This is a genomic window from Flagellimonas zhangzhouensis, from assembly GCF_900102925.1.
GTDB lineage: Bacteria > Bacteroidota > Bacteroidia > Flavobacteriales > Flavobacteriaceae > Flagellimonas > Flagellimonas zhangzhouensis.
Map to the genome: position 1 here is coordinate 285,912 of NZ_FNKI01000001.1, position 26,998 is coordinate 312,909.

Annotated in this window: 28 protein-coding genes; 15 read left to right on the forward strand and 13 right to left on the reverse strand. The window is 39.6% G+C overall.

Translation table 11 applies throughout. The features are described from left to right. Window positions 1–64 precede the first annotated feature (64 nt). The 4 genes from BLQ18_RS01185 to BLQ18_RS01200 all read left to right on the forward strand — a co-directional run bounded on the left by BLQ18_RS01185 (window position 65) and on the right by BLQ18_RS01200 (window position 2,949). Window positions 65–1,438: a saccharopine dehydrogenase family protein gene (locus BLQ18_RS01185; RefSeq protein WP_090291845.1), complete on the forward strand. Its 1,374-nt coding sequence runs from the start codon at window positions 65–67 to the stop codon at window positions 1,436–1,438. Window positions 1,439–1,485: 47 nt separating this feature from the next. Further along, window positions 1,486–1,956, forward strand: a complete 471-nt coding sequence (locus BLQ18_RS01190; protein ID WP_090291847.1) for an Lrp/AsnC ligand binding domain-containing protein — start codon at window positions 1,486–1,488, stop codon at window positions 1,954–1,956. A gap of 39 nt (window positions 1,957–1,995) precedes the next feature. Continuing rightward, a complete protein-coding gene (locus tag BLQ18_RS01195; protein ID WP_090291849.1) occupies window positions 1,996–2,316 on the forward strand; it encodes a hypothetical protein in 321 nt (106 codons plus the stop codon). 114 nt (window positions 2,317–2,430) lie between these two features. Then, complete coding sequence (locus BLQ18_RS01200) at window positions 2,431–2,949, forward strand: ferritin (protein ID WP_090291851.1); 519 nt, start codon at window positions 2,431–2,433, stop codon at window positions 2,947–2,949. A gap of 67 nt (window positions 2,950–3,016) precedes the next feature. On the opposite strand, the gene BLQ18_RS01205 is transcribed toward BLQ18_RS01200, so the two are convergent. The 3 genes from BLQ18_RS01205 to leuS form a co-directional block, all read right to left on the reverse strand. Further along, complete coding sequence (locus BLQ18_RS01205) at window positions 3,017–3,718, reverse strand: zinc metallopeptidase (RefSeq protein ID WP_090291853.1); 702 nt, start codon at window positions 3,716–3,718, stop codon at window positions 3,017–3,019. Between the two features lie 93 nt (window positions 3,719–3,811). Then, window positions 3,812–4,912, reverse strand: coding sequence for an alanine dehydrogenase (gene ald, locus BLQ18_RS01210; protein WP_090291855.1), 1,101 nt, complete (start codon window positions 4,910–4,912; stop codon window positions 3,812–3,814). A 370-nt stretch (window positions 4,913–5,282) separates the two neighbouring features. Further along, window positions 5,283–8,162: a leucine--tRNA ligase gene (gene leuS, locus BLQ18_RS01215; protein WP_090291857.1), complete on the reverse strand. Its 2,880-nt coding sequence runs from the start codon at window positions 8,160–8,162 to the stop codon at window positions 5,283–5,285. 190 nt (window positions 8,163–8,352) lie between these two features. On the opposite strand from leuS, the gene BLQ18_RS01220 reads away from it, so the two are divergent. The 5 genes from BLQ18_RS01220 to BLQ18_RS01240 all read left to right on the forward strand — a co-directional run bounded on the left by BLQ18_RS01220 (window position 8,353) and on the right by BLQ18_RS01240 (window position 11,897). After that, window positions 8,353–9,231 (forward strand): cell division protein FtsX, encoded by an 879-nt coding sequence (locus BLQ18_RS01220; RefSeq protein ID WP_090291858.1) that lies wholly within the window; start codon window positions 8,353–8,355, stop codon window positions 9,229–9,231. A 100-nt stretch (window positions 9,232–9,331) separates the two neighbouring features. Further along, entirely contained in the window at window positions 9,332–9,598 is a 267-nt protein-coding gene (locus BLQ18_RS01225; protein WP_090291860.1) for a DUF3098 domain-containing protein, read from the forward strand. A gap of 1 nt (window position 9,599) precedes the next feature. Then, window positions 9,600–10,394, forward strand: coding sequence for an undecaprenyl-diphosphate phosphatase (locus BLQ18_RS01230; RefSeq protein WP_090291862.1), 795 nt, complete (start codon window positions 9,600–9,602; stop codon window positions 10,392–10,394). 31 nt (window positions 10,395–10,425) lie between these two features. After that, a complete protein-coding gene (gene truB, locus BLQ18_RS01235; protein WP_090293621.1) occupies window positions 10,426–11,115 on the forward strand; it encodes a tRNA pseudouridine(55) synthase TruB in 690 nt (229 codons plus the stop codon). A gap of 62 nt (window positions 11,116–11,177) precedes the next feature. Beyond that, window positions 11,178–11,897, forward strand: coding sequence for a hypothetical protein (locus BLQ18_RS01240; RefSeq protein WP_090291863.1), 720 nt, complete (start codon window positions 11,178–11,180; stop codon window positions 11,895–11,897). Here the strand turns inward: BLQ18_RS01240 and BLQ18_RS01245 are convergent. From BLQ18_RS01245 to BLQ18_RS01265, 5 genes are all read right to left on the reverse strand, one after another. Continuing rightward, window positions 11,880–12,497: a thioredoxin family protein gene (locus tag BLQ18_RS01245; protein ID WP_090291865.1), complete on the reverse strand. Its 618-nt coding sequence runs from the start codon at window positions 12,495–12,497 to the stop codon at window positions 11,880–11,882. The two genes, BLQ18_RS01240 and BLQ18_RS01245, sit on opposite strands and share 18 nt — an antisense overlap. A gap of 98 nt (window positions 12,498–12,595) precedes the next feature. Further along, a complete protein-coding gene (locus BLQ18_RS01250) occupies window positions 12,596–14,011 on the reverse strand; it encodes a TolC family protein (RefSeq protein ID WP_090291866.1) in 1,416 nt (471 codons plus the stop codon). After that, entirely contained in the window at window positions 13,995–15,350 is a 1,356-nt protein-coding gene (locus tag BLQ18_RS01255; RefSeq protein WP_090291868.1) for an HlyD family secretion protein, read from the reverse strand. The genes BLQ18_RS01250 and BLQ18_RS01255 overlap by 17 nt, the downstream gene beginning before the upstream one ends. A 5-nt stretch (window positions 15,351–15,355) precedes the next feature. After that, window positions 15,356–17,026 (reverse strand): peptidase domain-containing ABC transporter, encoded by a 1,671-nt coding sequence (locus BLQ18_RS01260; RefSeq protein WP_090291870.1) that lies wholly within the window; start codon window positions 17,024–17,026, stop codon window positions 15,356–15,358. Then, a complete protein-coding gene (locus BLQ18_RS01265; protein WP_090291871.1) occupies window positions 17,026–17,715 on the reverse strand; it encodes a TetR/AcrR family transcriptional regulator in 690 nt (229 codons plus the stop codon). The genes BLQ18_RS01260 and BLQ18_RS01265 overlap by 1 nt, the downstream gene beginning before the upstream one ends. Window positions 17,716–17,834: 119 nt before the next feature. Here BLQ18_RS01265 and BLQ18_RS01270 point away from each other — a divergent pair, with 119 nt between their 5' ends. Genes BLQ18_RS01270 through BLQ18_RS01280 form a run of 3 tightly spaced genes read left to right on the forward strand, consistent with a single transcriptional unit; the run spans window position 17,835 to window position 19,639 of the window. Further along, the gene (locus tag BLQ18_RS01270) at window positions 17,835–18,398 is read left to right on the forward strand and encodes a DNA-3-methyladenine glycosylase I (protein WP_090291873.1); all 564 of its coding nucleotides are present in this window, start codon (window positions 17,835–17,837) and stop codon (window positions 18,396–18,398) included. Further along, window positions 18,388–18,969, forward strand: a complete 582-nt coding sequence (locus BLQ18_RS01275; protein ID WP_090291875.1) for a hypothetical protein — start codon at window positions 18,388–18,390, stop codon at window positions 18,967–18,969. Before BLQ18_RS01270 ends, BLQ18_RS01275 begins: the two co-directional genes overlap by 11 nt. Next, a complete protein-coding gene (locus BLQ18_RS01280) occupies window positions 18,950–19,639 on the forward strand; it encodes a DUF2490 domain-containing protein (RefSeq protein WP_090291877.1) in 690 nt (229 codons plus the stop codon). Before BLQ18_RS01275 ends, BLQ18_RS01280 begins: the two co-directional genes overlap by 20 nt. On the opposite strand, the gene aat is transcribed toward BLQ18_RS01280, so the two are convergent. Both aat and BLQ18_RS01290 read right to left on the reverse strand, forming a co-directional pair. Then, complete coding sequence (aat, locus tag BLQ18_RS01285; RefSeq protein WP_090291879.1) at window positions 19,628–20,278, reverse strand: leucyl/phenylalanyl-tRNA--protein transferase; 651 nt, start codon at window positions 20,276–20,278, stop codon at window positions 19,628–19,630. The genes BLQ18_RS01280 and aat overlap by 12 nt on opposite strands. Before the next feature lie 91 nt (window positions 20,279–20,369). After that, the gene (locus BLQ18_RS01290) at window positions 20,370–20,747 is read right to left on the reverse strand and encodes a DUF3127 domain-containing protein (RefSeq protein WP_090291881.1); all 378 of its coding nucleotides are present in this window, start codon (window positions 20,745–20,747) and stop codon (window positions 20,370–20,372) included. A gap of 122 nt (window positions 20,748–20,869) precedes the next feature. On the opposite strand from BLQ18_RS01290, the gene BLQ18_RS01295 reads away from it, so the two are divergent. Together BLQ18_RS01295 and BLQ18_RS01300 are read left to right on the forward strand one after the other, a co-directional pair. After that, window positions 20,870–22,021 carry a sensor histidine kinase gene (locus BLQ18_RS01295; protein WP_090291883.1) on the forward strand — a complete coding sequence of 384 codons (1,152 nt, stop codon included), beginning with the start codon at window positions 20,870–20,872 and terminating at the stop codon, window positions 22,019–22,021. 4 nt (window positions 22,022–22,025) lie between these two features. Continuing rightward, window positions 22,026–22,379 (forward strand): hypothetical protein, encoded by a 354-nt coding sequence (locus BLQ18_RS01300; RefSeq protein WP_090291885.1) that lies wholly within the window; start codon window positions 22,026–22,028, stop codon window positions 22,377–22,379. On the opposite strand, the gene BLQ18_RS01305 is transcribed toward BLQ18_RS01300, so the two are convergent. Both BLQ18_RS01305 and greA read right to left on the reverse strand, forming a co-directional pair. After that, window positions 22,369–22,761, reverse strand: coding sequence for an HIT family protein (locus BLQ18_RS01305; RefSeq protein ID WP_090291887.1), 393 nt, complete (start codon window positions 22,759–22,761; stop codon window positions 22,369–22,371). The two genes, BLQ18_RS01300 and BLQ18_RS01305, sit on opposite strands and share 11 nt — an antisense overlap. Window positions 22,762–22,827: 66 nt before the next feature. Further along, entirely contained in the window at window positions 22,828–23,304 is a 477-nt protein-coding gene (gene greA, locus BLQ18_RS01310) for a transcription elongation factor GreA (RefSeq protein WP_090293622.1), read from the reverse strand. Window positions 23,305–23,491: 187 nt separating this feature from the next. Here greA and BLQ18_RS01315 point away from each other — a divergent pair, with 187 nt between their 5' ends. Beyond that, the gene (locus BLQ18_RS01315) at window positions 23,492–23,926 is read left to right on the forward strand and encodes a Rieske (2Fe-2S) protein (RefSeq protein ID WP_090291889.1); all 435 of its coding nucleotides are present in this window, start codon (window positions 23,492–23,494) and stop codon (window positions 23,924–23,926) included. Window positions 23,927–23,978: 52 nt separating this feature from the next. Here the strand turns inward: BLQ18_RS01315 and BLQ18_RS01320 are convergent, their stop codons facing one another. Next, window positions 23,979–26,183 (reverse strand): TonB-dependent receptor, encoded by a 2,205-nt coding sequence (locus BLQ18_RS01320; protein ID WP_175443698.1) that lies wholly within the window; start codon window positions 26,181–26,183, stop codon window positions 23,979–23,981. Between the last annotated feature and the right edge of the window lie 815 nt (window positions 26,184–26,998).

Sequence of the window (26,998 nt, forward strand, 5' to 3'; positions counted from 1 at the left end):
TTTTTTTATAAATATAACATTTTGATACCTTAGTAATCTCGAAACTCAAAAGTAAGCAAAACCCATGGTCCGTACTATTTTGGTGATTGGAGCAGGTAAATCGACCTCCTATCTGTTGGATTATTTTCTTAAAAAATCTGATGCAGAGCAATTGCATATTAAAATTGGTGATTTACATCCTGAACATATTCCCAATATTTTTTCCGACCACCCGAACTGCACCGTTTTTGCTTTGGATATTTTTAATGATGAAGAGCGAAAAAGAGCCATTTCCGAAGCCTCAATTGTGGTTTCCATGTTGCCCGCAAGCCTGCACATTAAAGTGGCTGAGGATTGTCTTCAACTTAAAAAACATCTGATCACTGCTTCCTATGTGAGCAAAGAGCTAAAAGCGCTGGATGCCGAAGTGAAAAAGAACAGTCTCGTTTTCATGAACGAAATTGGATTAGATCCTGGCATTGATCACATGAGTGCGATGGAGGTAATCGACCGCATTCGGGATGCTGGTGGAAAAATGATCTTGTTTGAATCTTTTACTGGAGGATTGGTCGCTCCAGAAAGTGACACTAACCTTTGGAACTATAAATTCACTTGGAACCCCAGAAATGTGGTTTTGGCTGGCCAAGGTGGAGCGGCAAAATTTATTCAGGAAGGCACCTACAAATACATTCCCTATCAAAAACTATTCAGGAGAACTGAGTTCATGGAAATTGAAGGTTATGGAACCTTTGAGGCCTATGCCAATCGGGATTCCTTGGATTATCGCGACGCCTACGGTTTGCAAGATGTGCTTACCCTTTATCGTGGCACCATGCGCAGGGTTGGTTTTTCAAAGGCGTGGCAAATGTTTGTGATTTTGGGTATGACGGATGATAGTTACACGATTGAAAACTCGGAAGGCATGTCGTATCGGGAATTTGTCAACCTATTTCTTCCCTATTCACCTACGGATTCGGTGGAACTCAAATTGAGACACTACCTTAAAATAGATCAAGATGATATTCGCTGGGGCAAATTATTGGAGTTGAACCTTTTTGATGCCACCAAGAAAATCCCATTGAAAAAAGCCTCCCCAGCACAAATGCTGCAGTACATATTGGAAGACAGTTGGACATTACAACCTGATGAAAAGGATATGATTGTCATGTACCATAAGTTTGGATATGAGCTAAATGGTGAAAAGAAACAAATTGATGCCAATATGGTGGTCACAGGGGAAAACAGAACTTTTACCGCCATGGCCAAAACAGTTGGCTTGCCTGTTGCCATGGTCACACTTCAAATATTGAACGGAAAAATTACGACTCCTGGGGTTCAAATCCCAATCACTAAAGAGGTATACCATCCCATTCTTACCGAATTAAAAGCCAATGGCATCAACTTTAAGGAATTTGAAGTACCCTATTTAGGGTACAATCCTGATTCTGTAGCTAGTTAATTTCTAACAGAATTCAATACCTTTAGCATTAAATTAAAATCGAACAGGTGAAAAACAATAACAATTCTGTAAAGATTGACGGTATTGACAAGAAAATCCTAAGATATTTAATGGAGGATGCCCGTAGACCTATTTTGGAAATCGCCAGAAACATTGGTATTTCAGGAGCAGCCATTCACCAACGACTTCGCAAACTCGAAAGTTCTGGACTTTTAGCTGGTTCCAAGTTTGTGATCAACCCTAGGGTTTTAGGGTATACCACTATGGCCTATATCGGTATTTTCTTGGACAAAGCCATGGCCAACCCTAGAGCAGTAAAGGAATTGGAAAAAATACCTGAGGTATTGGAATGCCACTATACCACAGGAAACTGGTCGATTTTAATCAAGGTACTTTGCCGCGACAACGAACATTTAATGCAAGTATTGAACAAAAAAATTCAACAGATTGAGGGAGTCTCAAGAACAGAAACCTTTATTTCCTTAGATCAACAAATTGACCGACAGATACAGATTTAATATTTGTATTCAATCTAAATAAATATTATTTTTGGACCCATGGAACTTATCTGTCAGTCCAAATATTATACTTTCTACCAGGCGGAAAAAGAGCGTCGGTTCTACATTGATTTTGGTCAAAAGACCATCCCTTTGAATTTGTGTCAGCTCATAGCGCTACGACATAAAGTATTGTCTATTTCCATTGAAGACCACTTTGATAGCGACCTCAACAAACATGGATTTGAGGTATTATTACTTTGTAATAAAGAGCATCTTTTCGTTTTGAATACCCTAGAAATTTTAGACCTTAAAGAGTTGGTACAGCATAGTTTCTGTGTAATGGGAATCGCCGCCACAAGACAAACCGCTTCTGTTTAACACCTTAGAAACTTTGTCTTTATTCAGTCTTAAATTCCTTATAAATAGGGGATTTGACTAAATTTTAAACGCTTTATTGCGTACCTTTAAGGTATAATTCTTAGACATTTAACTATGAAAGATATTGCTAGACAGAGCATGAGCATTAAAGTGGAATCCATGGATATGCTCAATGGACAGATAAAAATGGAAGCCCATGCCTCAGCCATTTATTTGGCGATGGCATCTTGGTGTGAACAAAATGGATTCTTCACAAGTGCAAAATTCTTCTTTAAACAAGCCGAAGAGGAACGCGAGCACATGATGAAAATCTTCAACTTTTTAATTGATACTGGCGGTAGTCCAATTTCTCCAGAAATTTCAAATATCAATCATGATTACTCTTCAATTGTAGATGTTTTTGAAAGCACATTGGAGCATGAGGTAAAAGTGACCACTTCAATTCACAACATTGTTAAAAAAGCCCGCGAACTGGGAGACATTACCACTGAAAGATTCTTGGACTGGTTCGTTATGGAACAAGTTGAAGAAGAAAATACAATCCGAGATATCTTGGATATGATCGAAGTAACTGGTACCGAAGGTGTCGGCCTTCAAATGATTGACAATCAAGTAGCGAACTGGATTGAGTAATCAATTCTTTAAAAGTCATGAAAAAAGGGGCCGTTCGGCCCCTTTTTAATTTTTATGAAATTCTGATTTAATCTCTTCCTCCAAAAACTTGCAATGCCCAATACAATAGCGAAGCCAAGGCACCCAATGCTGCTACCAAATAAGTTCTGGCGGCCCATTTTAAGGCATCTTCTGCACCTGAATATTCTTCTTGGGTGACCATATTCTTCTGCTTCAACCAAACCAAAGCTCTTTTACTCGCATCGTATTCCACAGGAAGGGTGATAAAACTGAACAATGTGGCAAACCCCATCATGATCAATCCTGCTACGGCAATATAGAAACCTATACCTCCTGCAACCCCAGTGGCTGCCATTAAGGCAATACCCCCAAACACAATCCAAGTGGACATTCCCGAAGTAACACTTACAACAGGCACCAATTTGGAACGCATGGTCAACCATTCATAGGCTTGGGCATGTTGCACCGCGTGACCACATTCGTGTGCTGCCACGGCAGCAGCGGAGGCATTACGTTGGTTGTACACACCTTCACTCAAATTCACGGTTTTGTTCTTTGGATTGTAGTGGTCGGTCAACATTCCAGGAGTGGAGATCACCTGTACATCGCGAATTCCATGGTCATCCAACATTTTTTGAGCGATTTCCGCACCACTCATTCCGTTTCTCAGATGCACCTTTGAATATTTCTTGAATTTGCTCTTTAATTGATTGCTCACCAACCAACTTACCAAAGCAATTCCACCAATCAATATATAATATGTAAACATAGCTTTATCTCTTTTTAGGTATTATAAATATACCATATAAAAGCAAAAACCCCGCCAAAAAATGGCGGGGCCGATTAACTGTCAAAATGTTAGTTACACTAGAACAGGTTCCCAGTGAAAGGCTTCTGCTATTTCTTTGTAAACCACCTCTCCCTCAACGATATTTAAACCTTTTTCGAGAGATTTATCGAGTTTACAAGCACTTTGCCATCCCAAATTAGCCAATTTTAGCACATAGGGCAGTGTTACATTCGTCAAGGCAACAGTAGAAGTATAAGGCACTGCCCCTGGCATATTGGCTACACAATAGTGGACCACATCATCTACAATAAATGTTGGGTCCTCATGGGTTGTTGGTCTGGTAGTTTCAACACATCCTCCTTGGTCTACGGCAACATCTACGATGACCGTTCCCGGATGCATATCCTTAAGCATGTCCCTAGTGATCAAGTTAGGGGCTTTTGCACCTTTCAACAGAACACCACCTATAATAAGGTCGTGAGTTTTTATTTGCTTTCTAATATTAAATTCGTTTGAAAATGCGGTAACAACGTGACTTGGCATAATGTCATTCACATAGCGAAGACGCTTCATGTTCACATCCATAATGGTTACTTGGGCACCTAGGCCTGCTGCCATTTTTGCAGCTTGAATTCCTACAACGCCAGCTCCCAACACCAAAACACGTCCTGGTGATACGCCTGGAACACCTCCCAAAAGCACACCTTTTCCTTTTACGGGTTTCTCCAAATATTTGGCACCTTGTTGAATGGCCATTCTTCCAGCCACTTCAGACATTGGTGTCAATAAGGGTAATGAACCATCTTCATCTTCCACAGTTTCATATGCTATACATATAGCTTTGCTATCGATCATGGCTCTGGTCAAGGGCTCACTGGAAGCAAAATGAAAGTACGTAAATACAATCTGCCCTTTTTGAATCAAATTATATTCTTCGGCAATCGGTTCCTTTACCTTTACGATCATATCGCTCATAGCATACACCTGTCCGATAGTGTCTAAAATAGTAGCCCCTGCCTGTTGGTAATCCTGATTAAAAAAACCACTTCCTTCACCTGCTCCTGATTGCACATAAACGGTGTGGTTGTTTTTTACCAATTCAAATACGCCAGAAGGTGTCATACCGACCCTACTTTCGTTATTCTTGATTTCTTTAGGTATCCCAACAGTCATTTTGTTGCTTTTAATTGGTTTCTAGGGTCAAAGTTGAACAAAAAAATCTAATAAAAGACGAAATACTCGACAAAAAACAGGGGTAAAACGATTAAATAAGTGTTTTTTAACATTTATACCCCTTTTTTAATAGGGGTAAAATATTTTTTTTTCTCTTTTTAAATAGATACCCCTATTATTTTAGGGGTTGCAGATTCATAAAATGAAAAAGCATGCCGATCAGCATGCTTTTTAGTGGGATTTCTATAAAATTCGTATTGATTTTATCGTAAGACGATGTTTTCGTCAACCCGAACTTGTTTCAGGTTCTCATAAAAAATTGATGAGATTCCGAATCGAGTTCGGAATGACAGAAAAGTAAATCATCAGATTACCCTACAATATTCACAATCTTTCCAGGAACTACAATTACCTTTTTAGGAGTACGACCCTGTAATTGTTCCTGTGTTTTCTCGTGGGCCAAAACTGCAGCTTCAATTTCGTCTTTGCCCATATCGAGTGGCAATTCTAACTTAAAGCGCATTTTACCATTAAAGGATATGGGGTATTCCTTGCTGCTTTCCACCAAATATTTCTCCTCAAATTTAGGGAACAGTGCTTCGGCAATGGATTCCGTATGACCCAAACGACTCCAAAGCTCTTCGGCTATATGAGGCGCATAAGGTGAAACCAAAATCGCCAACGGTTCCAAAATAGCTTTGCTGGTACATTTTTGTGCAGTTAATTCATTTACACAAATCATAAAAGTAGAAACCGAAGTGTTGAATGAGAAGTTCTCAATATCTTCTTCTACTTTTTTGATGGTTCTGTGCAGGGTTTTTAGGTTTTCTGCGGTGGGTTCCGCTTCAGTGGCGCTTCGACTACGCTCAGCGTCCGAATCGATAAATGGGGAATAGAGTTTCCAAAGCTTTTTAAGGAATGAATGCACTCCTGTGATTCCAGCTGTATTCCAAGGTTTGGATTGCTCCAATGGCCCCAAGAACATTTCATACAAACGAAGGGAATCTGCCCCGTATTCCTCACAAATGGCATCTGGGTTGACCACATTGTATTTGGATTTGGACATTTTTTCCACTTCACGGCCCACAATGTATTTTCCTTCTTCTAGTATGAACTCTGCATCATTATATTCGGGTTGCCATTGTTTGAAAGCTTCCACATCCAATTCATCAGATGCATTGACCAACGAAACATCAGCATGGATTGGAACAACATTTTTTCCATCAATTAATCCTTTGGAGTATACCTTATTAGTGTCCAAATCTCGATAGATAAACGCACTTGTCCCCGTAATCATCCCTTGGTTGATCAATTTTTGGGCAAATTCATCTTTGGGCACATACCCCATATCGAACATAAACTTTTGCCAAAAACGGGAATACAACAAGTGACCCGTTGCGTGTTCGCTACCTCCTATATATAGATCTACATCTTGCCAATAGCTGATCGCTTCTGGTGAGAATACAGCATCATCATTGCGAGGATCCATATACCTATTAAAGTATTGGGAACTGCCCGCCCAACCTGGCATGGTGTTCAACTCCAACGGAAAAACGGTTTTATGATCAATCAAATCATTGGAAACCACTTCATTTGTTTCAATATTCCATGCCCAAGTTGTGGCGTTGCCCAATGGCGGTTCGCCCGTTTCAGTGGGGAGGTATTTTTCCACTTCAGGAAGCTCCAATGGCAAATGTTCCAAACCGATCATCTGTGGCATGCCATCCACATAATACACTGGGAATGGCTCCCCCCAATACCGCTGACGACTAAAAACGGCATCGCGAAGTCGGTAGTTTACTTTTCCTTTTCCGTGTCCGATGTTTTCCAATTCAGTAATAATTTTCTTCATGGCATCTTTATAAGAAAGACCATTCAAAAAGTCTGAATTGGCAATAATGGTGCTTTCCTTGTCGGCAAAAGCCTCTTCGGAAATATCAACTCCCTCAAAAATGTTGGGGATTTCTATATTATAATGTTTTGCAAAATCGTAATCACGTTGGTCGCCACAAGGCACCGCCATTACGGCTCCTGTTCCATAACTGGCCAATACGTAATCGCCAATCCATATAGGAACAGGCTCTTTAGTGAAAGGATGCTCTGCATACGCCCCTGTAAATACTCCTGAAATAGTTTTCACATCGGCCATACGATCGCGCTCGGAACGTTTTGCCGTGGCTTCTACGTAAGCTTCAACTTCGGCTTTCTGTTCTGGTGTCGTGATTTTGGCCACCAATTCGTGTTCTGGAGCCAATGTCATAAAACTAACTCCAAAAATGGTGTCGGGGCGGGTGGTGAAAACTTCAATTTGATATGGGTGATTGAGCGGAGTCGAAATCACATCTTGGTTGCTTCGACTACGCTCAGCGTCCAATACATTAAAAGTAACCGATGCTCCAACAGAACGTCCAATCCAGTTGGTTTGGGAATCCTTCAAAGGTTGCGGCCAATCAATTTTTTCCAATCCGTCCAACAAACGCTGAGCATAGGCAGTGATTCGCATACTCCATTGCGTCATTTTTTTACGAACCACAGGGTGACCTCCACGTTCGGAAACCCCGTTTACGATTTCATCATTGGCCAAAACGGTTCCCAAAGCTGGACACCAGTTTACTTCGGTATCCGCCAAATAGGTCAATCTATATTTTAATAGGATTTCTTGCTTTCGCTTTTCTGTATACGCATTCCATTCCTCAGCAGTAAATGCAGCTACATCATCATCACAAGCAGCATCTACAGTTGCAGTTCCCTCTTTTTCGAAAATGGAAACCAACGTGGAAATATCTTCAGCCTTATCTGATTTCTTATTGTACCAAGCATTGAACAATCGGATAAAAATCCATTGCGTCCACTTGTAATATTGTGGGTTAGAGGTACGCACTTCGCGACTCCAATCAAAAGAAAAACCAAGTTGATCTAACTGCTCTCGGTACCTGTTGATGTTATTTTCGGTGGTAATGGCTGGGTGCTGCCCTGTTTGAATGGCATATTGCTCCGCAGGCAATCCGAAAGAATCGTAACCCATCGGATGCAACACATTGAAACCTTTGTGCCTTTTATAACGCGAATAGATGTCAGTGGCGATATAACCCAGCGGATGCCCCACGTGCAACCCTGCCCCAGACGGGTAAGGAAACATGGACAATGCATAAAATTTGGGTTTTTCAGAATTGTTCGAGGCTTTAAATGTTTCATTTTCTGCCCAGTACTTCTGCCACTTGGCTTCAATTTCGCGGAAATCGTAATTCATCATACTTCTTTCATGGTCAAATTGTGTCACATCGAGCGCAGTCGAGATGTCTTCAAACAAAAGAATGAGATTTCTCGCCCTTTTAAAGGACTCGAAATGACATAATTCTAAATCTATTTTCGAGTGCAAAAATAGGTTTAATCCCCCAAATACGATTTACTTTTCTATTTTTACGTACCGATTCCACTTTATGAGTCAATATATTGAACGATACCAGCGAAGAAAACTCATTTCCTCCTACTTTTCCGTTGCCCTGAGCATAGCCTTGGTGCTATTCTTGTTGGGTGTTTTGGGCCTTTTGGTGCTCAACACCAAAAAATTGGGCGACCATTTTAAGGAACAGATCACCATATCGGTATTCTTAAAAGACAATGCCAAATTGGTCGAAATTGACCAATTGCAAAAAAGCTTGGCCTTGGCCGAATACACCAAATCGGCAGATTATATTTCGAAAGAGGATGCAGCCGAGCAGTACAGCGAGGATATTGGGGAGAATTTTGTGGAATTTTTGGGGTACAACCCACTTAAAAATGCCATCGATGTGCACCTAAAGGCAGATTTTGTTTCTCCCGAACAAATTGACACCATAGCTGCAGACATTGCCTCTAAAACATATGTGGATGAAGTGAGCTATGACAAACCCCTGATTTCACTGCTCAACAACAATGCACGAAAAATCAGCCTTTGGATTTTGGTGGCCAGCGCAGTATTTATGGCAATTGCAGTTTTGTTAATCAACAGTTCCATTCGACTGTCCATTTATTCCAAACGATTTATCATCAAAACCATGCAAATGGTGGGAGCGACCAAGACCTTTATTCGAAGACCTTTTATTTGGACGAACATAAAATTGGGAATGCTTGGAGCGGTCGTGGCATTGATTGGTTTGGGTATTTTGGTGTATTATATCGACAAAAACTTCCCCGAACTCAACTTAATACAAGATTATATTGTTCTTATCGTTCTGTTTGCAGGAATATTTGGTTTGGGCGTTGTCATATCGTGGGCCAGCACCCACTTTGCTACCCAACGTTTCCTAAACCTCAGAACGGACGATCTTTACTATTAGATGCTTGATATTGGACCGCTTCGCTGTTGGACTCTAGACAACATCTGTTATACATTATACAACAGGTTCATTTTGTGAATCTTTTCTTTAAATTTGCGGCATGAGCAAGAAAAACAAAAACAACCAACAACCCAACAAGGAGTTTGTTTTCCAGAAGAAAAATTACCTGTTCCTATTTATAGGAATTGCTTTTATAGCCCTTGGATTTATTTTGATGAGCGGTGGCGGAAGTGACGATCCCAACGTTTTTAATCCAGAGATCTATAATTTTAGGAGAATTCGTCTTGCTCCCACTTTGATTTTAATTGGCCTTGGCATTCAAGTGTATGCCATATTGTTGAACCCAAACAAGAAAAACAAGGAGTAATTTGGAATTAATTGATGCTATAATCCTCGGAATCATCCAAGGATTGACCGAATTTTTACCTGTTTCTTCCAGCGGTCATTTAGAATTGGGAAAAGCCATTTTGGGTGCACAGGCCGTTCCTGAAGAAAGCCTATTGTTTACCGTGATTCTTCACTTTGCTACGGCATTGAGTACTATTGTGGTTTTTAGAAAGGATATCCTAGAAATATTTAAAGGATTGTTTCAATTTAAATGGAACGAGGAAACCCAATTTTCTTTGAAAATTATTATTTCCATGATTCCCGCTGCATTGGTCGGGCTTTTTCTGAATGATTTTATTGAAGTGTTTTTTGATGGTGCCATTGTCATCGTAGGTATCATGCTTATCATCACTGCATTTTTATTGTATTTGGCCGATTTGGCCAAAACTACCGACAAAGGTGTATCGTTCCGAAGTGCTTTTGTTATCGGAATGGCACAAGCTGTTGCCATTTTGCCTGGAATTTCCCGAAGTGGAGCAACCATTTCTGCAGCCGTACTTTTAGGAGTTGACAAAACGAAATCGGCCCGTTTTTCATTTTTGATGGTAGTTCCATTAATCCTTGGAAAAGTAGCCAAAGATTTAATGGGAGGTGACATCAATTTCCACGGAGATCAAGCTGTGGCCATGGGCGCAGGATTTATCGCTGCTTTTGTTGCAGGTCTTGCTGCTTGTACTTGGATGATCAAATTGGTACGCCAAAGCAAGCTTACCTATTTTGCAATTTATTGTTTGATTGTGGGACTTATCGCCCTTGCTTGGAGCATTTGGGGATAGATTTTTACCTTTGCCGCAAACCCAAATATCCTTGAACACCAAAGAAGATTTTTTAAACGGTCAAATCCTGTTAATTGACAAACCGCTGGAATGGAGTTCGTTTCAGGCGGTGAATGCTTTAAAATGGGCCATCCGCAAAAAATTCCAGCTTAAGAAAGTTAAGATTGGCCATGCTGGAACCTTGGATCCTTTGGCTACGGGTCTATTGATCATCTGCACAGGGAAATTCACCAAAAAAATTCCTGAACTCCAAGGTCAAGTAAAGGAATACACAGGTACCATTACCCTTGGAGCTACCCGCCCCTCCTACGATATGGAAACGGAAATCAACGAGACTTTTCCAACTGAACATATTACCGATGAAGCTATTCAAACTGCAACCGAACAATTTTTAGGCGAAATTGACCAAGTCCCCCCTGTATTTTCAGCCCTTAAAAAAGATGGAAAACGTTTGTATGAATTGGCACGCGAAGGCAAAGAGGTGGAGATAAAATCAAGAAAAATAGAGATTTCTGAATTTGAAATCACGCGAATTGAGTTCCCTGACGTAGATTTCAGGGTTGTGTGCAGTAAGGGCACTTATATTCGTTCATTGGCCCACGATTTTGGAAAAGCTTTGGATTCAGGAGCCTATTTATCCGCCCTCAGAAGAACCAAAATAGGTGATTTTAACGTAGATAATGCTACAAGCCCAATGGTTTTCAAAGAAAATTTGGGTTAGAAACCCGAAATCTTGTCCATTAGGTCAAAATATTTTTGAAAAAAAACGGTTATACATACACCATGAACTTAACTAGAAGTCAGTTATCTCTTTTGATCACCTTCTTCTCCATGTCAATAGTGGTGTTGGTCTTGTTCAACATCCATTTAGGTGGCGTGCAAGAGGATGAGTATGTTATTGAGATGAGCTTGGCCGATGAAGATATTGAAGAACTTCTTAAAGAAGAAGAAAAGCAATTGGAGGAATTGGCCGCCAATAGCGACCCCATAAAAAGCCATATGGCCCTCAACGAAACTGCAAAACCTTCCATTGGCAATCCAGAACCATTGAAAACACTTGAGGAGCTTATGGAAGAAAGAGCCTTGAGCAGTGAAACTGGAGAATATGCCAACGATGCTGGATTTGAAGAGCAATTGAAAAAATTGCGTGAAGATAGAGATCAGAAGAAAGAGCAGCTTGGTGAGCGCGATGCCAAAAAAGAGGAATTCACCAATTACTTAAAGGATAAACGCACCTCCATTTCCTATTCTTTAGTGGAACGTAATGCTTACGAATTGCCACCACCCATTTACACTTGTATTGAAGGAGGTAAAGTGGTCATCAACATTTCTGTAGATTCCAATGGCTATGTGACTGATGCCAATTTTAACGATAAAAGTTCTACCACAGCCAATGGGTGCTTGGTCGACAATGCCATTACCTATGCCTTAAAGGCGCGTTTCAATTCAAGTTCCAGAAATGAGCAGATTGGAACGATTACCTATCTATTCCAAGGTAAGTAATCCCAAAATATCGGTCAGGATATTTTCACCCTTATTTTTGTTGTACCACAACTGAAGATCTTGTTTAAACGCTTCAGTTAGTTTACCGTGTTCTGCTTTACAAGCTTGAACCATTTGAGTGGCAATACTAGGTCTTGGACCCCACTCTCCAACAACCTCATGTGCATCCTCGTTGATAATGATCAATTTGGGGATGGACATGGTGCCATTGGTTAAAAAGGCCTCCATTAAATCCAGACTTTCATCTCGCAACACTACTTTAAAAGAAATATTAGGGCTGGCCTCGGCAATTTTATTGATGATAGGAAGACTGGCCGCTGCATCGCCACACCAACTTTCGGTAATCGCCAAAAAAGTAAGTTTTGTGGTAGATTGAGCCAATGCATTCAAATTAGCTACGGAAATTTTGAAAGTTTTGTCCCAACGTTTCATTCTGCGTTGGTTTAGCTTTGTGTATTCAATTCTAGCTTCGGATTGTTCTGGACCTGTTGATTTTCCCTGCTCAGTATAAGCATCAACCATTGCTCTATATTGGTCGTAGTCCATACCCTTAGCTATGTATTCTTGTGCTAATTCGAGTCTGCTTTCTAATACTTCCATAAAAATAATTTTGTCAAAGGTAAACCTCCTCTATTTTCTATTTAGTGACATTAGTCACATTGGTAGCACTAACTTTAGAAACCTTACAAAAGCGGATTTTATAGATTTTCTGGATTGATGGCTAAACTTTTAAACAGATTGGCCTTGGTGTGGAAAAACTTGTTTTGCATTTCGTTCTGCTTTAAATAGGCGTCGATAAGTTTACTTTCCCTTGAATTGATCAGGAACAATGAACTTTCCCCAAAACTGAATTTTCTTTCCTCTGCATCCAACATTGTGGTATAATCTCGAACTATATTGTAGATGAGCCTATTTTGCTCTGTATAGGAATCCAATTCGTTATAAATGGCAATTACCTTATTCTGAATTTCCACTTGGGCATTATCGCGCTCAAATTCGGCATCGCGCAGTTTGAACTTGGCGAGTTTTAAATCGCCTCGCTCTTTACGCAAAAACAATGGCAACTGAAACGCTACTCCTCCCTTATAATTTTCAAAGACATAGGAATTGATAAAGTCTGGTGTTTCTGTGATAAAATTATACTCCACATCCAATTTTGGAAGTAGCTTGTTTGCCTTCAACCTTTTATCGACACCCAATCCTTCAATTTTATATTCCAATGAACGCAATTTAGGGTGTGTCTCCAATCTAAAACTATCCAACGGAACACCTTCGATCTCTAAAGTGGAGTCAATTTGAATGTCGGAAGCCATATCGGGCATAACGCCAGGTTGAAGCTCAACGGGAACTTCTTCTATCCACAAATAATTGGAAACCTCCAACGATTTTTTCATCAGTTTCACCTTGGCCTGTTCCAATCCCAATGCCCGATTGTTCACGGCAATTTTAGCCTCTACCGTATCAATCATTGCAATGTCCCCAGCCAAGGCGCTTTCCTTTATCCCATTAAACCTGATTTCGGCATTTTCCAGAAAATCTTTATAAACATCGGCATCTTTATAAGCCTGAAGCCAATCAAAATAAGCCAATGAAGCCTTGTACAATATTTCATTCACTTGAAGGTCTTGCTCCGCCTTACTCTGCTCCCTGAAAAATTTCGCCTTACGAAGGGCTGCCATTCGTTCATTGGCCCAAAATCCTTGAAGCAAAGACATACTTACCCCTGCGCTGTACAATCCATCTTCGGGCAAAGTCTCATCTGGGTTCAGATAGTACCCTTCATTTTGTTGATAGTTTCCTTTAAGCTCAATTCCAAACCAAGTTGGTATCTTAAACGTGGTGTTCAATCGCTCCCAATATTGGGTGTCCTTAAATTCCTTGCGCTCATAATCCACCTCCACTTTGGGGTCAAATCCTCCTCTTGCCTTCATTAAATTGGCCTGCCCCATGGCAATGTTCAATTGAGCCTGCTTGGCAATGGGATGGTATTTTTTTACATAGCCCAGATATTCCTTAAAACCAAGGATGGTACTATCCTGTTGTCCAAAAACAGGAAGGGCCATGATAAAAAAGAGCACATAGATTATACTGTTTCCTCTATTTTTTAGCAGCATCTGTACTCGTATTTTGAGGTTGATAATAATTCGGTGGGAAGCCATTAAGTTGTCGCCAGATTTCATACCAAATTGGAACATCTTCCAATAAGGCCATGGTGCTGGCACCTGACCCCACTCTAATATCTTTAGGCCAATCCGCTTCCTCTTCATCTGGGGAAATCAAGATTCTATATTTTCCATTTGGGCTAATGAAAGTTTCAATGGCCACAACTTCGCCCCCAAATGTTCCATAGGAGGCATTGGGCCAACCACTGAATACGATAGAGGGCCAACCGTCGAACTGGATTCTTATCTTCTCACCCACATGAATCAACGGAAGATCGATGGGATCCACATAAGTTTCCACGGCAATATCATAGTTTGCAGGCATTATACCCACCAACTGGGCACCCTCTTTAAAGGTCTCCCCAATACCCGATTTTATAGCTCTGTTGATATACCCACTTTGAGGCGCCTTGATATAGGTAAGGCTGTTCCTCATTTCGTAGTTCACGTATTGGTTCTCCAATTTGGTTACCTGGGCCTCCGAATCGTATTGATTCGACTGTGCCGTATACAAATCACTTTGGGCTTTCGAAATTTTATCGGTATACTCCGCTTGCACCCTATTGATCTCTACCTGGGCATTGATCACATCATTTTTACTGGCCAACAATTTGTTTTCTTGGCTGATAAGCTTTGCTTGGGCTTCTTGTAATTTTAATCTTTTTTCCTCGAGATCTGTTACCGCTTTTAACCCCTCAGCCAATAGTTGATCCACCCGATCATACTGACGCTGTGCAATGGAAATGTTGGTCTTGGCAGCTTCCAAATCAATACTGTCACTCTTAACTTTAAGTCGAGATTGGATAAGTTTGTTTCTGGACTGTTCCAATTTCAGCCCTCGTTCAGTGGTCAACGCATTGATCTGTTGGTTCAAAGCTTTTACTTTCTCTTGATACGAGGTAACAGACATGGACTTCGCCTTGATCTGTTGCCCTGTCCGTTCTACCAAATCGGGGTCGAAATATTCACTCTTAACCTCTGAAATATGTAGGATGGTATCCCCTTTTTCCACAAAATCTCCCTCACGCACGTACCATTTTTCAATTCTACCTGGAATAGGAGATTGAATAGTCTGTGGTCGCTGGTCTGGAGTCAATGTAGTTAAATAACCCCTACCAGAAATATTCTGTGTCCAAGGAAAAAACAGAATGATAACGGCAATGAGGGAAAACGCGGCCAAAAATCGGTTGAACTGTTTGTAATGCCTTTTGTGGAATACTTTTTTGCCCGCATTGTAAACGGTAATGTCCACCTCCTCGTTCAATTTATTATTTGAAGATATATTTAGCATGACTATTATTTAAGGTTGATCAATTGACCGTTCTCCATTCTATAAACTTCCTTGAAACGGCTCTTCCATTTTGGATTTTCACTAACCACTACCAAGGACCAACCATTGGCTGGGTCCGTTAAGAAATCCATTAATCCATCATGTTCATCTTCATTAAAAAACTCCAATGGCTCTTTAAGAATCATCAATTTTGGACGATTAACTATGCTTCTTGCCAAAACAACCTTCTTTGCTATAAAGTCTGGTATCTTTTTACCTTCTGGATACAAAATCGCTTTTAATCCGAGCGGTTGTTCCTTTACAAATTGGGTCAATCCCACTTTATCCAATGCCCAGTACACATCATCTAATGGCAAATCTTTTCTTCCGAAAGTAATATTGTCCAAAATGGTGCCCTCAAAAGGATTTTCCTCTATTAAGCAATGCCCTAAAATTGATCTATAATCTCTAAGATTTACTCCGCTCAATGATACATTATTCACAAAAATATTTCCGTTGTCGGGGTTAACAATTCCCGCGATTAATCGCAGTAGTGTTGCCCTACCTGAACCATTCCTTCCTGTAATGAGTATGTTGCTTCCTGGTTTTATGGTTAGAGAAAGGTCATTAATGATTTTTTTGTCCCGATCTGGCACTTTATAAACCACATTTTGAAGCTCGACCACCAATCCTTTATCCGAAAGGAAAGGAGTTTCACCACCTTGTGGTTCCAGTTCTTTATCTACAACTTGACCCAATTTTTCCAGAGAGGTCAACAAATCGTAGAAAGTCTCCAACCCAAGAATCATTTTTTCAACAGAGTTGATCACCAAAAGGATGATGATTTCGGCAGCAACAAACTGACCAATATTCATTTCTTGATCAAGCACTAACAAACCTCCAATCAACAACAAACCTGCGGTAACCAAAACCTTGAAACCGATCATCTGAATAAATTGGAGCACCAAAACTCTAAAGTGTCCCTCCCTTGCGTCGAGATATTCCGAAACTAAGGCATCATTTTTATTGATTCCGTGTGAAGTCTTTCCAGAAAGTTTAAAGCTTACAATTGATCTTGCGATTTCTTGGATCCAATGGGCTACTTTGTACTTAACTTTTGACTCTTCCAAACTGGTATCCAATCCTCGTTGCGCCGTAAACTTAAATACGATGTAGATCAACAAAATCAACAGCAATCCGTAGATAATGAAGAAGGGGTGATAGAAGGAAAGCAACAACAGACCAAAAACAATCTGTAAAAACGCTGCTGGAAAATCTATCAGGATTTTCGACAAAGATTTTTGTATTGTGAGGGTATCAAAAAAACGGTTCGCCAATTCGGGAGGATAGTAATTTTTGAGCTCGCTCATTTTAATTTTTGGGAATCGATATGCGAATTCGAAGGAAGATCGTGTGAAAATCTTCTGCTGCAAATTTTCAATGATCCTGATCTGCATCAGCTGGAGCACACCCACAAAGGCGACACCAGTGGTAACCAAAATCACCAAAACAATCCACGATGTGCTCACCCTGGCTCCTTGGATCAAGTTGATAATCGCCTGAATTCCCAAAGGCAGGGAAAGGTTCACCAATCCAGCGAAGATGGCATAATAAAAAATTTGAAAAATGTCCTTTTTATCCAGCGACAACAAATCTATAAGTCGCTGCCATGCAGTTAGTATATCCTTTTTAGCCATTAATTTTTTTGGTTTAGCGTTCGGAAAATCAAATCCGTGAAAAAGTCAGTTGGGTTTATTTTATCGTTACAATTGGTAAGTGTGGGGAAATGTTCCTTTAAAAAATGTTGGTGCAAGGACCCTTCTACAATGGTGCTTGCCAAACTTAAGGGGTAAGGATACTTTTTGTCTACCGCGGTGATCATCTCGCTCAATCTGGCCACCAAACGTTTACAAATGGTAAAATAATCGTCCTTTTTACCCTTGTTTTCTTTATAAACTTCCTTTACTAAATAGGAATTGGAATATTCATTAATGATCAGTTGATTGAGCACAATCTCGTTAATATGTGAAAAGGCATTGTCCTCCTCTACATTTTGAGTGAGCACCTCAATCGCCTTTTCGAGCTTTTCTTTGGAATCTGAAATACTGTGGGTCGCAAAGACCATTCTGTATTCCATCCAGCCCCAATACCACGCGGCCAAATACAACAAAAGTTTTTGTTTGTTCTCAAAATAGCGGTAAATAGAACTTTCATTTGAGTTGATTTTGGCTCCTAACTTTTTAAAAGTAAAATGGTCAAAACCCAATTCAACAATCATGTGAATGCTTTCCTCTACGATTTTCTTTCCCAAACTCGATGATTCGGGGTCTTTCAAGTAAAGTTTTTCATTAATCTCTATTCGTACCGACTGCATTAAAATATCCATTATCCCATATTTTAATTTTAATTCTCGCGAATATAATAGTAATACTATCATTTACTAACTCTTTAACTTTCAATTAACTGTTATTATTTCCTTTACATTTGGTTAAATTCTTGTGAAAAATGGATAAACATAGATGTGGCTGGTGCGTAGGTGACCCTTTATATGAAGCATACCATGATGAAGAATGGGGAGTACCAGTTAAAGATGATGCTACCTTATTCGAATTCTTGATTTTGGAGACCTTTCAAGCAGGTTTAAGCTGGATTACGGTCCTGCGAAAACGTGAAAATTTCAGGGAAGCCTTTGATCATTTCGATTACCAAAGGATTGCCAATTACAATCAATCCAAGATTGAAGAACTGCTTCAAAATCCTGGAATTATCCGAAATAAATTAAAGGTGCATGCTACGGTTTCCAATGCCCAAGCCTTTATGGCCCTTCAAAAAGAATTTGGAAGTTTTAGTAAATACATTTGGGATTTCGTAGATCACAATCCCATCAAAAATGCCGTTCAGAATTATAAAGAAGCACCAGCAACTACTCCAATTTCTGATGCCATTAGTAAGGACCTAAAAAAAAGAGGTTTTAAATTTGTGGGCAGTACCGTGATTTATGCCCATATGCAAGCCACAGGTATGGTAAACGACCACGAGGTAAATTGTTTTAGATACCATGAAGTTTAACTTTCTTCTCATTTTCACTCTCTTTATTACACAATTTTTTTGTGCACAAAACAAGTATGAAAAGGAAACTCGAATCGATAAAGCAGATTTTCCAGAGAATGCCTATTCCTTACTTGAAACACATCTTGAAAATGCCAGACGAATTCGATTTTACAAGGAGATTGATAGCACAAAGCAAAGCTTTGAAGTCAAATTCAAGAAGCGAAAATTGCATTATAGCGTGGAGTTTGATCCCCAAGGCACACTTGAGGATGTAGAATTTGAAATCGATGTGGTAGACATTCCAGAAGATAATTGGATGACCATAGAAAACTATCTGAAATCCAATCACAACAAATACCGAGTCAAAAAAATTCAGCAACAGCATCCAACTCTAACAGATGAGAATCCAAAAGAAACCCTTCGAAAGGCTTTTCAGAATCTTATTTTACCAGAAATAAACTATGAAATCATCTTTTCGGCCAAAACAGAAAAGGGTTTCCAAGCATATGAAGCTCTATTTAATTCTGTCGGAAAACTAATTACCCTGCGCAAATCCTACCCTCCTAATTATGACCACATACTCTACTAAATGGTTTATCCCTTTGTTGATGATGTTGGTTGGCAAACTATCAAGTGCTCAAGACAATCTTACGGCTTATTGGCAACCTGAAGTGGCAGTGAATTATCCCATAAATGGATTTTACTCCCACAATTTTTCCATTGCCAATCGGAACTATGCCTTTTCGGATGATTCCTTTCGCTTAAAAACGAGACAAATTGATGTAGCCCATTTTTCAACTTGGAAAACAGCCGACAATCAGAGTTTGGCCTTGGGTTTTCAATACCGATTTCGAAACAATTTTGAAGATAGGGAGAATGAATTGCGCTTTACCCAGCAATATAATTTTACCAAGTCGCCCAATGTTATTCGTTTTGGACACCGTTTACGTTCGGAGCAACGCATAACCAATTCACTGACCATATTTAGATTCCGTTATCGTTTTGCAATGGATTTTCCTTTGGTGGGTGAAAAACTGGATGTGGGTGAACCCTATTTTGTGAGTTCTGTGGAGAATTTATGGAGCGTTGCCAGAACTACCCAACCTCAATTTGATGTCCGATTGACCTCTCATCTTGGATGGAAATTGGACGAAAATTTGAAATTACAACTAGGATTGGAGTACCGAATGGAAGATTACACGGCAATTGTTCCTGAAAATGTGCTCTTTTTGTACACCAGCGCCCAATTATCCCTGTAAAATAGCCAAGAATTTTTCTCTAGAAATTAATTCGGCTCCAAGACTTTCCAAATGGTCAGTATGCACTTGGCAGTCGATAAGTTGATAGTTTTTTTCTGCAAATTCCTGCACCATTTTTATAAAGGCAAATTTGGAGGCATTGGGCTCCAAACTGAACATGCTCTCCCCACAAAATACATGACCCAGGTCCACTCCATAAAGTCCACCCACCAAAATATCGTCCTTCCAAACTTCAAAAGATTTTGCTTGTCCTTTTTCGTGTAGCGCCACATAAGCTGACTTCATTTCAGGAGTAATCCAAGTACCTTCCTGCCCCTTTCGATCCACATTAGCGCAATAGTCCATCACCATTTCAAAATTCGTGTTTTGGGTAAGGGTAAATTGCTCGTCTCGAATCACCTTTCGCATACTTTTGGAGACTTTGAGCTTTTCGGGAAAAAGCACCATTCGTGGATCGGGACTCCACCATAAGATCAAGGAATCATCATTGAACCATGGGAAAATTCCATTTTTATAGGCCAACATTAAACGTGCTGGAGATAAATCGCCACCCACGGCCAATAGACCATCCTCATTGGCGGTACTAACGGGTGGAAATTCCAACCTACTGCTTAAAAAATGGAGCGGCATATTTTCCATGGAGCAATTTTTATAAAAATACGGAATGGCCCAAAAACAAGAAAATCTGGAACAAAAGTCCAGATTTTCTATCTTTTATATTGGATTTTCCTTAAAAAGGAAGGTCGTCGTGATCTTCTTCATTAAAATCATCAGCTGGCTCAAAGGCTTCCATTGGAGGTACGGGCGGCATTCCATTTGTATTGGATTCTGGCTGCAAGCTCTCAATTCTCCACCCTTGGATTGAATTGAAATATTTGGTTTCGCCCTGTGGATTGGTCCACTCCCTGCCTCTTAGGTTAATGCTCACCTTTACCATTTGACCAACACTGTAGCTGTTCAGTAAATCGCATTTATCCTGAACAAATTCTACTAATATATGTTGCGGATATTGTTCCTCGGTGGTCACCACCAATTCTCTTTTTCTAAAACCGTTGTTTCCATAAGTTTTAGTATCATCGATCATCTTGATTCTTCCCTGAACTTCCATGAATGTTAATTTTTGTTGAAATTCAAAAGTACACAAAATGAAACCCAATACTAGCCGTTATTCAAACTAAGTATTAACATGTTTTCCATTTTCGGTTATCTTTAATAACAATTTCACTTACCATGAACTTTAGTCCTAAAAGGAAAGCTTCCAATATCGTTATGCTGGTTTCGGCTTTTGTTATTGTGAGTTTGATTCTTTGGAACACCAATAGCTTTTTTAAAAAGTTCAAGGAAGAGGAACGTTTAAAAATGGAGATTTGGGCGACCGCCCAATTGGAATTGATTCAATCCAGTGTTGACCAAGAATTGGGAAACCTTACTTTAAAAGTCCTCGGAAACAACACTTCCACCCCTATGATTTTGGTGAACGAGGAAGGGTCTTACAAAACCCACAACATTCCTGAAGACAAGATTAACGACAGTGTTTATATCCGCAAAAAAATAGCCCAGTTCAAAAATGAGAATGAACCTATTTTGATCATTCAAGAAGAGGAACTTTTGGAAACCCTATATTATGGCAACTCCGAAGTGCTGAACAAATTAAAATATTATCCACTTGCTCTTTTGTTGATCATATTTTTGTTCGGAACGGTCATTTTCTTCTTTTTTAGGACCAACAAGGCATCGGAGCAAAACAAACTTTGGGCAGGAATGGCCAAGGAAACGGCCCATCAAATTGGAACCCCTTTGACTTCACTTTTAGGCTGGAACGAATTGTTGAAAACTGAGAACATTAACCCAGAGGTCACCCAAGAAATTGGAAAAGATATAGATCGCTTGCAGACGATTACGGAACGTTTTTCAAAAATTGGATCTATTCCCGAGCTTAAAGAACATGATATTGTTTCCGAAACTGAAAAAGCTTTCGATTACCTGAAACAACGAAGTTCCAAACTGGTCCATTTTTCATTCAGCAGTAATGTTGAGCATGCCAAAGTACTATTGAACCCTCCACTTTATAATTGGAGTATTGAAAATTTAGTGAAAAATGGAATTGATGCCATGAAAGGTAAGGGCAATATTGCCCTACAAATTGAAAAAAAGGGGCAAAACATACATATAATGATCTCCGACACAGGGCATGGTATTGCCAAGAGTGATTTTCAGAACATTTTTAACCCTGGTGTCACCTCCAAACAAAGAGGCTGGGGATTAGGACTTTCCTTGGTAAAAAGAATTATTGAGGAGTACCATAACGGAAAAATTAAAGTATTTTCGTCAAGTAAAGAAGGAACTATCATGCAAATTTCCCTAAGAGTAATAGAAAATTGAATCCATGTCAAAGGAAAAACAACTCGTAATAAAGGAAGCTGATATTACTAACAATTGCCCCGAATGTTTTAACCAAGAGCTATCACTTACCTTTTATCAAAAGCATACCTTTAATGCGTTCTTTCATAGAACCACGGGTGAAGTCACCCACGAAATCAAGTGCAAAACCTGCAATTCCACCATTTACCCTGTCAATTGGACCGAAGATATTGAAAGGGTTTTCGAATATTACAGCAAACTGGTACAACCCGATAGACCATCGGTACGTTTTACCACCCTGTTTTTTATCCTTTTAATAGCATTGCTATGCTTGGTTGCCGCTGGAGTGTATTTTTATTTGGAGCACTTTAATCAATAAAAGATTTGATTTTCTCTGCCACTTCTTCGAACTCTTCAGGGGTAAGACTTTCTTTATGCTGAAATGTGGCATTGGCCATAGTTTGCAACGGTATCAAATGTACATGCACGTGAGGCACCTCCAATCCAATAACCGTCATGCCAACTCGTTTGCAGGGAACAGCTTTTTCCAAAGCTAACCCCACTTTTCTTGAAAAAGCCATGAGTTTCATATAAGCTTCCTCTTCCATATCCAAAATCTTATCCACCTCTTTTTTGGGAACACAAAGTGTATGTCCTTTGGAGTTGGGATTGATGTCCAAAAAAGCAAAATTGTCTTCATCCTCTGCTATTTTATAGCAAGGAATATCTCCGTTGATAATCTTGGTGAATATACTAGGCATTGTAAGTTGGTTTAAATAAAAAATCCCGTGCTGAGACGGGATTAAATATAAGAATTTTGTTTGCTCTTATTCCCTTGTAATCTCTAAAATATCGAATTTCAAGGTACCATTGGGAACTTTGATCTCGGCAACATCACCAACTGATTTTCCCAATAGACCTTTTCCTATGGGAGAAGTCACTGAAATTTTTCCCGTTTTTAGATTTGCCTCACTTTCTGCTACCAAGGTATACTTCATTTCCATGCCATTGGCTTTGTTCTTCAATTTTACCGTGGAAAGCACCAAGATTTTAGAGGTATCCAATTGTGATTCATCAATCAATCGGGCATTTGACAAGGTCTCTTCCATTTTGGAGATTTTCATTTCCAAAAGTCCTTGGGCCTCTTTTGCGGCATCATATTCCGCATTTTCCGAAAGATCTCCTTTATCCCTTGCCTCGGCAATGGCCTGGGAGGCTTTGGGGCGTTCAACATCTTTAAGATGATTTAACTCATCCTTTAATTTTTTTAATCCTTCAGGTGTATAGTAAGATATATTGCTCATATCCTTAATTTTTAATGCATAGAAACATCGAAGAAAATCAAAATAATTTCCCCAATGCACTCGTTCTTACAAATAGAAAAAATCCTCTACGACAGCCATGATCCAGCATGGTTTTTTGCGAGGATTTAACGCAAATATAGGTAAATTTTGTTCAACTTTGCTCGCATAACCTTCAGAAACACACTCAATGAAGCATATTTGGAGCCTTTTTGTTTTGACCCTTATTTCAGCATGCAGTGCGGATAGAAATAACCAAAATCCTTACCTCCAAGAGGTAAGTTTTAGGTTCGAGATCAACTTGAATCTTCCGCTCTATGCCAACCTCAACAGTATTGGAAATCCTGTTTATATTGGCAATAACGGTGTGGGCACAAGAGGTGCTTTTGTAATGAATATCGGGAATAGTTATCTTGCTTGGGAAGCCAGTTGTCCGAATCATGCACCGAACAATTGCTCCACCATGACCATTTCTGGACAAAATGCGGTATGCAGTTGTGAAGGGTATACGTATAGTTTGTTTACAGGACAACAATTGGATAGACCAGATGATGGCAATCGTTATTATGACCTGCTTATTTACAACACTACGCAGAGTGGAAATACGGTAATCATTTCCAACTAAAAAAGAATAAAAATGGGATGCCGTATTCAAATACAGCATCCCATTTAAGCTTTTAGAAATTAATGGTAGCGCCCAACAGGAAGTTGATTCCTGCTTGTGGATAATATCCAGCTCCTTCAATAGTGGACACTGCACCTGGATTGGACCAGCTATCATCATAGGTGTAAAAATAGCCGTTGGATACGATGTCGGCATCGAAAATATTATTCACTAACCCTGATAACACAATACTTTTCACAAACGAGTTGGTTTCGATGACATACTGCACATTAAAATCTGTTTGGGAATAACTATCCAAGGTGGAATTTTCAGAATCTATGTTGCCCATGTATTGCTCTCCAACGAACTTGGTCAACAAGGCCAATTGGAAATTTTCTTTGGGTTGAAAAGCTAAAATATTACCTGCAACAATTTGCGGCGAATAAGCAATATGGGTATTTCCTAAATTTTCAAGAGTTCCATCACGTTGAAAATAAAAATCAACATTCCTATTATCGCTCAAAGCAATGTTCGGTCTTACACTAAAAGCACGAGATAATTTAATATTGGCATCCACTTCCAATCCCAAACGGTAACTATCACCTACATTGGCACGCAATGGCGCACCCACATCGTTCAATTCCCCTGTGAGCACCAACTGATCTTTGTACTTCATGTAGTATACATTAGTGTTCAACTGAAAACTTGGTGAAACATAACGCCAACCCAATTCAAAATCGTTCAATTTTTCAGGTTTTGGGCTCCCACTTTCGTAATCGTTTCTGTTGGGTTCTCTATTTGCTAAAGCATAAGAGAAATAGAAGTTGTTGTTTTGATTTAAATCAAAGGTCACCCCAGCTTTTGGATTGAAAAAATCAAAGGTGTCATCAACCAAACCTGTTTCATCTCCATTGGCTTGATATCCCACATTTCGATATTGCAAATCGCCAAAAACAGACCATTTGTTGTTCAATTGGTAGTTTACCTTTGTGTACACATTAAAATCCGTTTTGGTTGAAGTATCATCATAATACCTATCTCGAATTTCGCTATTGCTGGCGTATTGTGCCCAGATGATTTCACCAAAATGATCGCCTTCATACTTGTTGTAACCACCACCAATGATCAACTTTACCTTCTTTTTGGTATATGTTGTTGAGAACACGGTGCCATAAAAGTCATTATCCAACCATCTTCTTCTGATCAAATCGGTATTTTCCACCAATTCGCCATTTACGGTAATGGGCTCCAATCCGTATGTTGAAAAATCATCGTCATCGCGATACTGCTCAAAAAATCCCCGTCCTTTGGTGTAGTGCAAAGCTATGTGCATATCCCACTCAGGGCTCCAAGTTTCACTCCAGTGCAGCTGAAAATGGTCTTGCTTGTAATTATCCACTTCATTATCGTAAAACTGGGTGTTTCCATTGGCATCAGTGTACATTCCTGCAGAGTTGAACGTTCTGTTGGTTTCCAACTCTTCGGCTGTGATTCCGTTCCAAGCTTGGTAGGTGATTTCATGTCCACCAAAAAGCAAAGCTTTGATCAAGGTATTATCATCTTTATACACTCCTTGAAGAAAATACGAGTCCAATTCAGAACTTGCACGATCTACATAACCATCAGAAGTAATTCTCGACAACCTTCCCGAAAACTCAATATGGTCGTTCAAAAGTCCCGTACTGAATTTCACATTGTTCCGAAGGGTATTAAAACTTCCGATTGACGATGAAATCCTTGCATAGGCTTCTTCTGAAAAGGCATCCGTAAGCATATTTAAACTTGCCCCAAATGCTCCAGCTCCGTTTGTAGAAGTTCCAACACCACGTTGCAATTGCAAACTTTGGGTAGAAGATGCAAAATCGGGCATATTTACCCAAAATGTCCCTTGCGATTCGGCATCATTATATGGGATTCCGTTTATGGTTACGTTCACTCGTGTCGCATCGCTTCCACGTACACGAATTCCCGTGTAACCCACTCCTGCCCCTGCATCGGATGTAGTGACTACGGCTGGCATAAAATTCATTAGAATAGGCACATCTTGTCCCAAATTTCTGGAGCGAAGCTGTTCTTTGTCCAAATTGGAAAAAGTAATCGGAAATTCTTTGGTTACCCGAATGGCTTGTACCAAAACCTCATCGAGCACTACTTTTTTGCCCTCCAAAGTATCCGTTTCGGTTTCCTGCGCACTTAAATTAAGGGCCAGTCCAGAAAAAGCTAAGGTTGAAAAAAGGATTTTAATGCGATGGTTCTTACTTTTTTTTGTCGGTCGCATTGTACCGCAATTTAAGGCTGCGGACTTGCCTTGAATAATTGAATAGAGTTTCATTCGTAAAAATGTTACGAATAAAAGGGGTCATTATTCTCGTTAGTAAATTGATTTTGTTTCTAAAGAAACATAGAAATTCCAAGATGCGGCTTGCGCATTCCCTTGGCAGCATTACCCGCCCAGGTTCATTGGGTATAATCTCAGCCTTATCTATGTTTTAAGCTTTCAGTTCTAAGTTTTAAGTAGAAAAATATTTACTTAAAACTAATTACGTAGCACCTATCACTATAGTAAAGCACCCCTTTGAGATGCCGCAAATGTAATGCTCGGCTTTCATTTTTCATAACAAAAGAGAAAAATTTAAGTCTAGAAGTTAAATAAGAAAGGCTGCCGAAGCAGCCTTTCATTGTTGCCAATCAATGGTCACAAGGAAATAAGACCACGGTACAGTTTGGCATTTAGGATAATACTTTGGTTAGTGTTCATATAGCATCATCCGAACGATTTTCATTGTTTTTGTTTTTCTTTTCCTTTAAGTATGAAATCAACATATAGATTGCCATTGCGACAGATATTACATTGAAAAACAAAACTATTTTTAATAGCATTCTTTTCGTTTTTATGCGCGGTTATAAGAAAGCCGCACGTTTAGTACGGCTTTCTAACCAAATCAACCAACCTAAATCTTGACAATTGCCAGAATTGCCGAAATCCAAATGTGGTATCCGACAAATTGAACATAAAAGCCAATTGTCCGATATATAGTTTAGACACCTTCAATCGCAAAAGGTCACTTTGGGCACAAAAAAATCCGCTGACTT

Coding starts and splice junctions, on each gene's coding strand:
- BLQ18_RS01185 (WP_090291845.1), top strand. CDS start 65: ATGGTCCGTACTATTTTGGTGATTGGAGCAGGTAAATCGACCTCCTAT.
- BLQ18_RS01195 (WP_090291849.1), top strand. CDS start 1,996: ATGGAACTTATCTGTCAGTCCAAATATTATACTTTCTACCAGGCGGAA.
- BLQ18_RS01200 (WP_090291851.1), top strand. CDS start 2,431: ATGAAAGATATTGCTAGACAGAGCATGAGCATTAAAGTGGAATCCATG.
- BLQ18_RS01205 (WP_090291853.1), bottom strand. CDS start 3,718: ATGTTTACATATTATATATTGATTGGTGGAATTGCTTTGGTAAGTTGG.
- ald (WP_090291855.1), bottom strand. CDS start 4,912: ATGACTGTTGGGATACCTAAAGAAATCAAGAATAACGAAAGTAGGGTC.
- leuS (WP_090291857.1), bottom strand. CDS start 8,162: ATGAATTACGATTTCCGCGAAATTGAAGCCAAGTGGCAGAAGTACTGG.
- BLQ18_RS01220 (WP_090291858.1), top strand. CDS start 8,353: ATGAGTCAATATATTGAACGATACCAGCGAAGAAAACTCATTTCCTCC.
- BLQ18_RS01225 (WP_090291860.1), top strand. CDS start 9,332: ATGAGCAAGAAAAACAAAAACAACCAACAACCCAACAAGGAGTTTGTT.
- BLQ18_RS01240 (WP_090291863.1), top strand. CDS start 11,178: ATGAACTTAACTAGAAGTCAGTTATCTCTTTTGATCACCTTCTTCTCC.
- BLQ18_RS01245 (WP_090291865.1), bottom strand. CDS start 12,497: ATGGAAGTATTAGAAAGCAGACTCGAATTAGCACAAGAATACATAGCT.
- BLQ18_RS01250 (WP_090291866.1), bottom strand. CDS start 14,011: ATGCTGCTAAAAAATAGAGGAAACAGTATAATCTATGTGCTCTTTTTT.
- BLQ18_RS01255 (WP_090291868.1), bottom strand. CDS start 15,350: ATGCTAAATATATCTTCAAATAATAAATTGAACGAGGAGGTGGACATT.
- BLQ18_RS01260 (WP_090291870.1), bottom strand. CDS start 17,026: ATGGCTAAAAAGGATATACTAACTGCATGGCAGCGACTTATAGATTTG.
- BLQ18_RS01265 (WP_090291871.1), bottom strand. CDS start 17,715: ATGGATATTTTAATGCAGTCGGTACGAATAGAGATTAATGAAAAACTT.
- BLQ18_RS01270 (WP_090291873.1), top strand. CDS start 17,835: ATGGATAAACATAGATGTGGCTGGTGCGTAGGTGACCCTTTATATGAA.
- BLQ18_RS01275 (WP_090291875.1), top strand. CDS start 18,388: ATGAAGTTTAACTTTCTTCTCATTTTCACTCTCTTTATTACACAATTT.
- BLQ18_RS01280 (WP_090291877.1), top strand. CDS start 18,950: ATGACCACATACTCTACTAAATGGTTTATCCCTTTGTTGATGATGTTG.
- aat (WP_090291879.1), bottom strand. CDS start 20,278: ATGGAAAATATGCCGCTCCATTTTTTAAGCAGTAGGTTGGAATTTCCA.
- BLQ18_RS01290 (WP_090291881.1), bottom strand. CDS start 20,747: ATGGAAGTTCAGGGAAGAATCAAGATGATCGATGATACTAAAACTTAT.
- BLQ18_RS01295 (WP_090291883.1), top strand. CDS start 20,870: ATGAACTTTAGTCCTAAAAGGAAAGCTTCCAATATCGTTATGCTGGTT.
- BLQ18_RS01300 (WP_090291885.1), top strand. CDS start 22,026: ATGTCAAAGGAAAAACAACTCGTAATAAAGGAAGCTGATATTACTAAC.
- BLQ18_RS01305 (WP_090291887.1), bottom strand. CDS start 22,761: ATGCCTAGTATATTCACCAAGATTATCAACGGAGATATTCCTTGCTAT.
- greA (WP_090293622.1), bottom strand. CDS start 23,304: ATGAGCAATATATCTTACTATACACCTGAAGGATTAAAAAAATTAAAG.
- BLQ18_RS01315 (WP_090291889.1), top strand. CDS start 23,492: ATGAAGCATATTTGGAGCCTTTTTGTTTTGACCCTTATTTCAGCATGC.
- BLQ18_RS01320 (WP_175443698.1), bottom strand. CDS start 26,183: ATGCGACCGACAAAAAAAAGTAAGAACCATCGCATTAAAATCCTTTTT.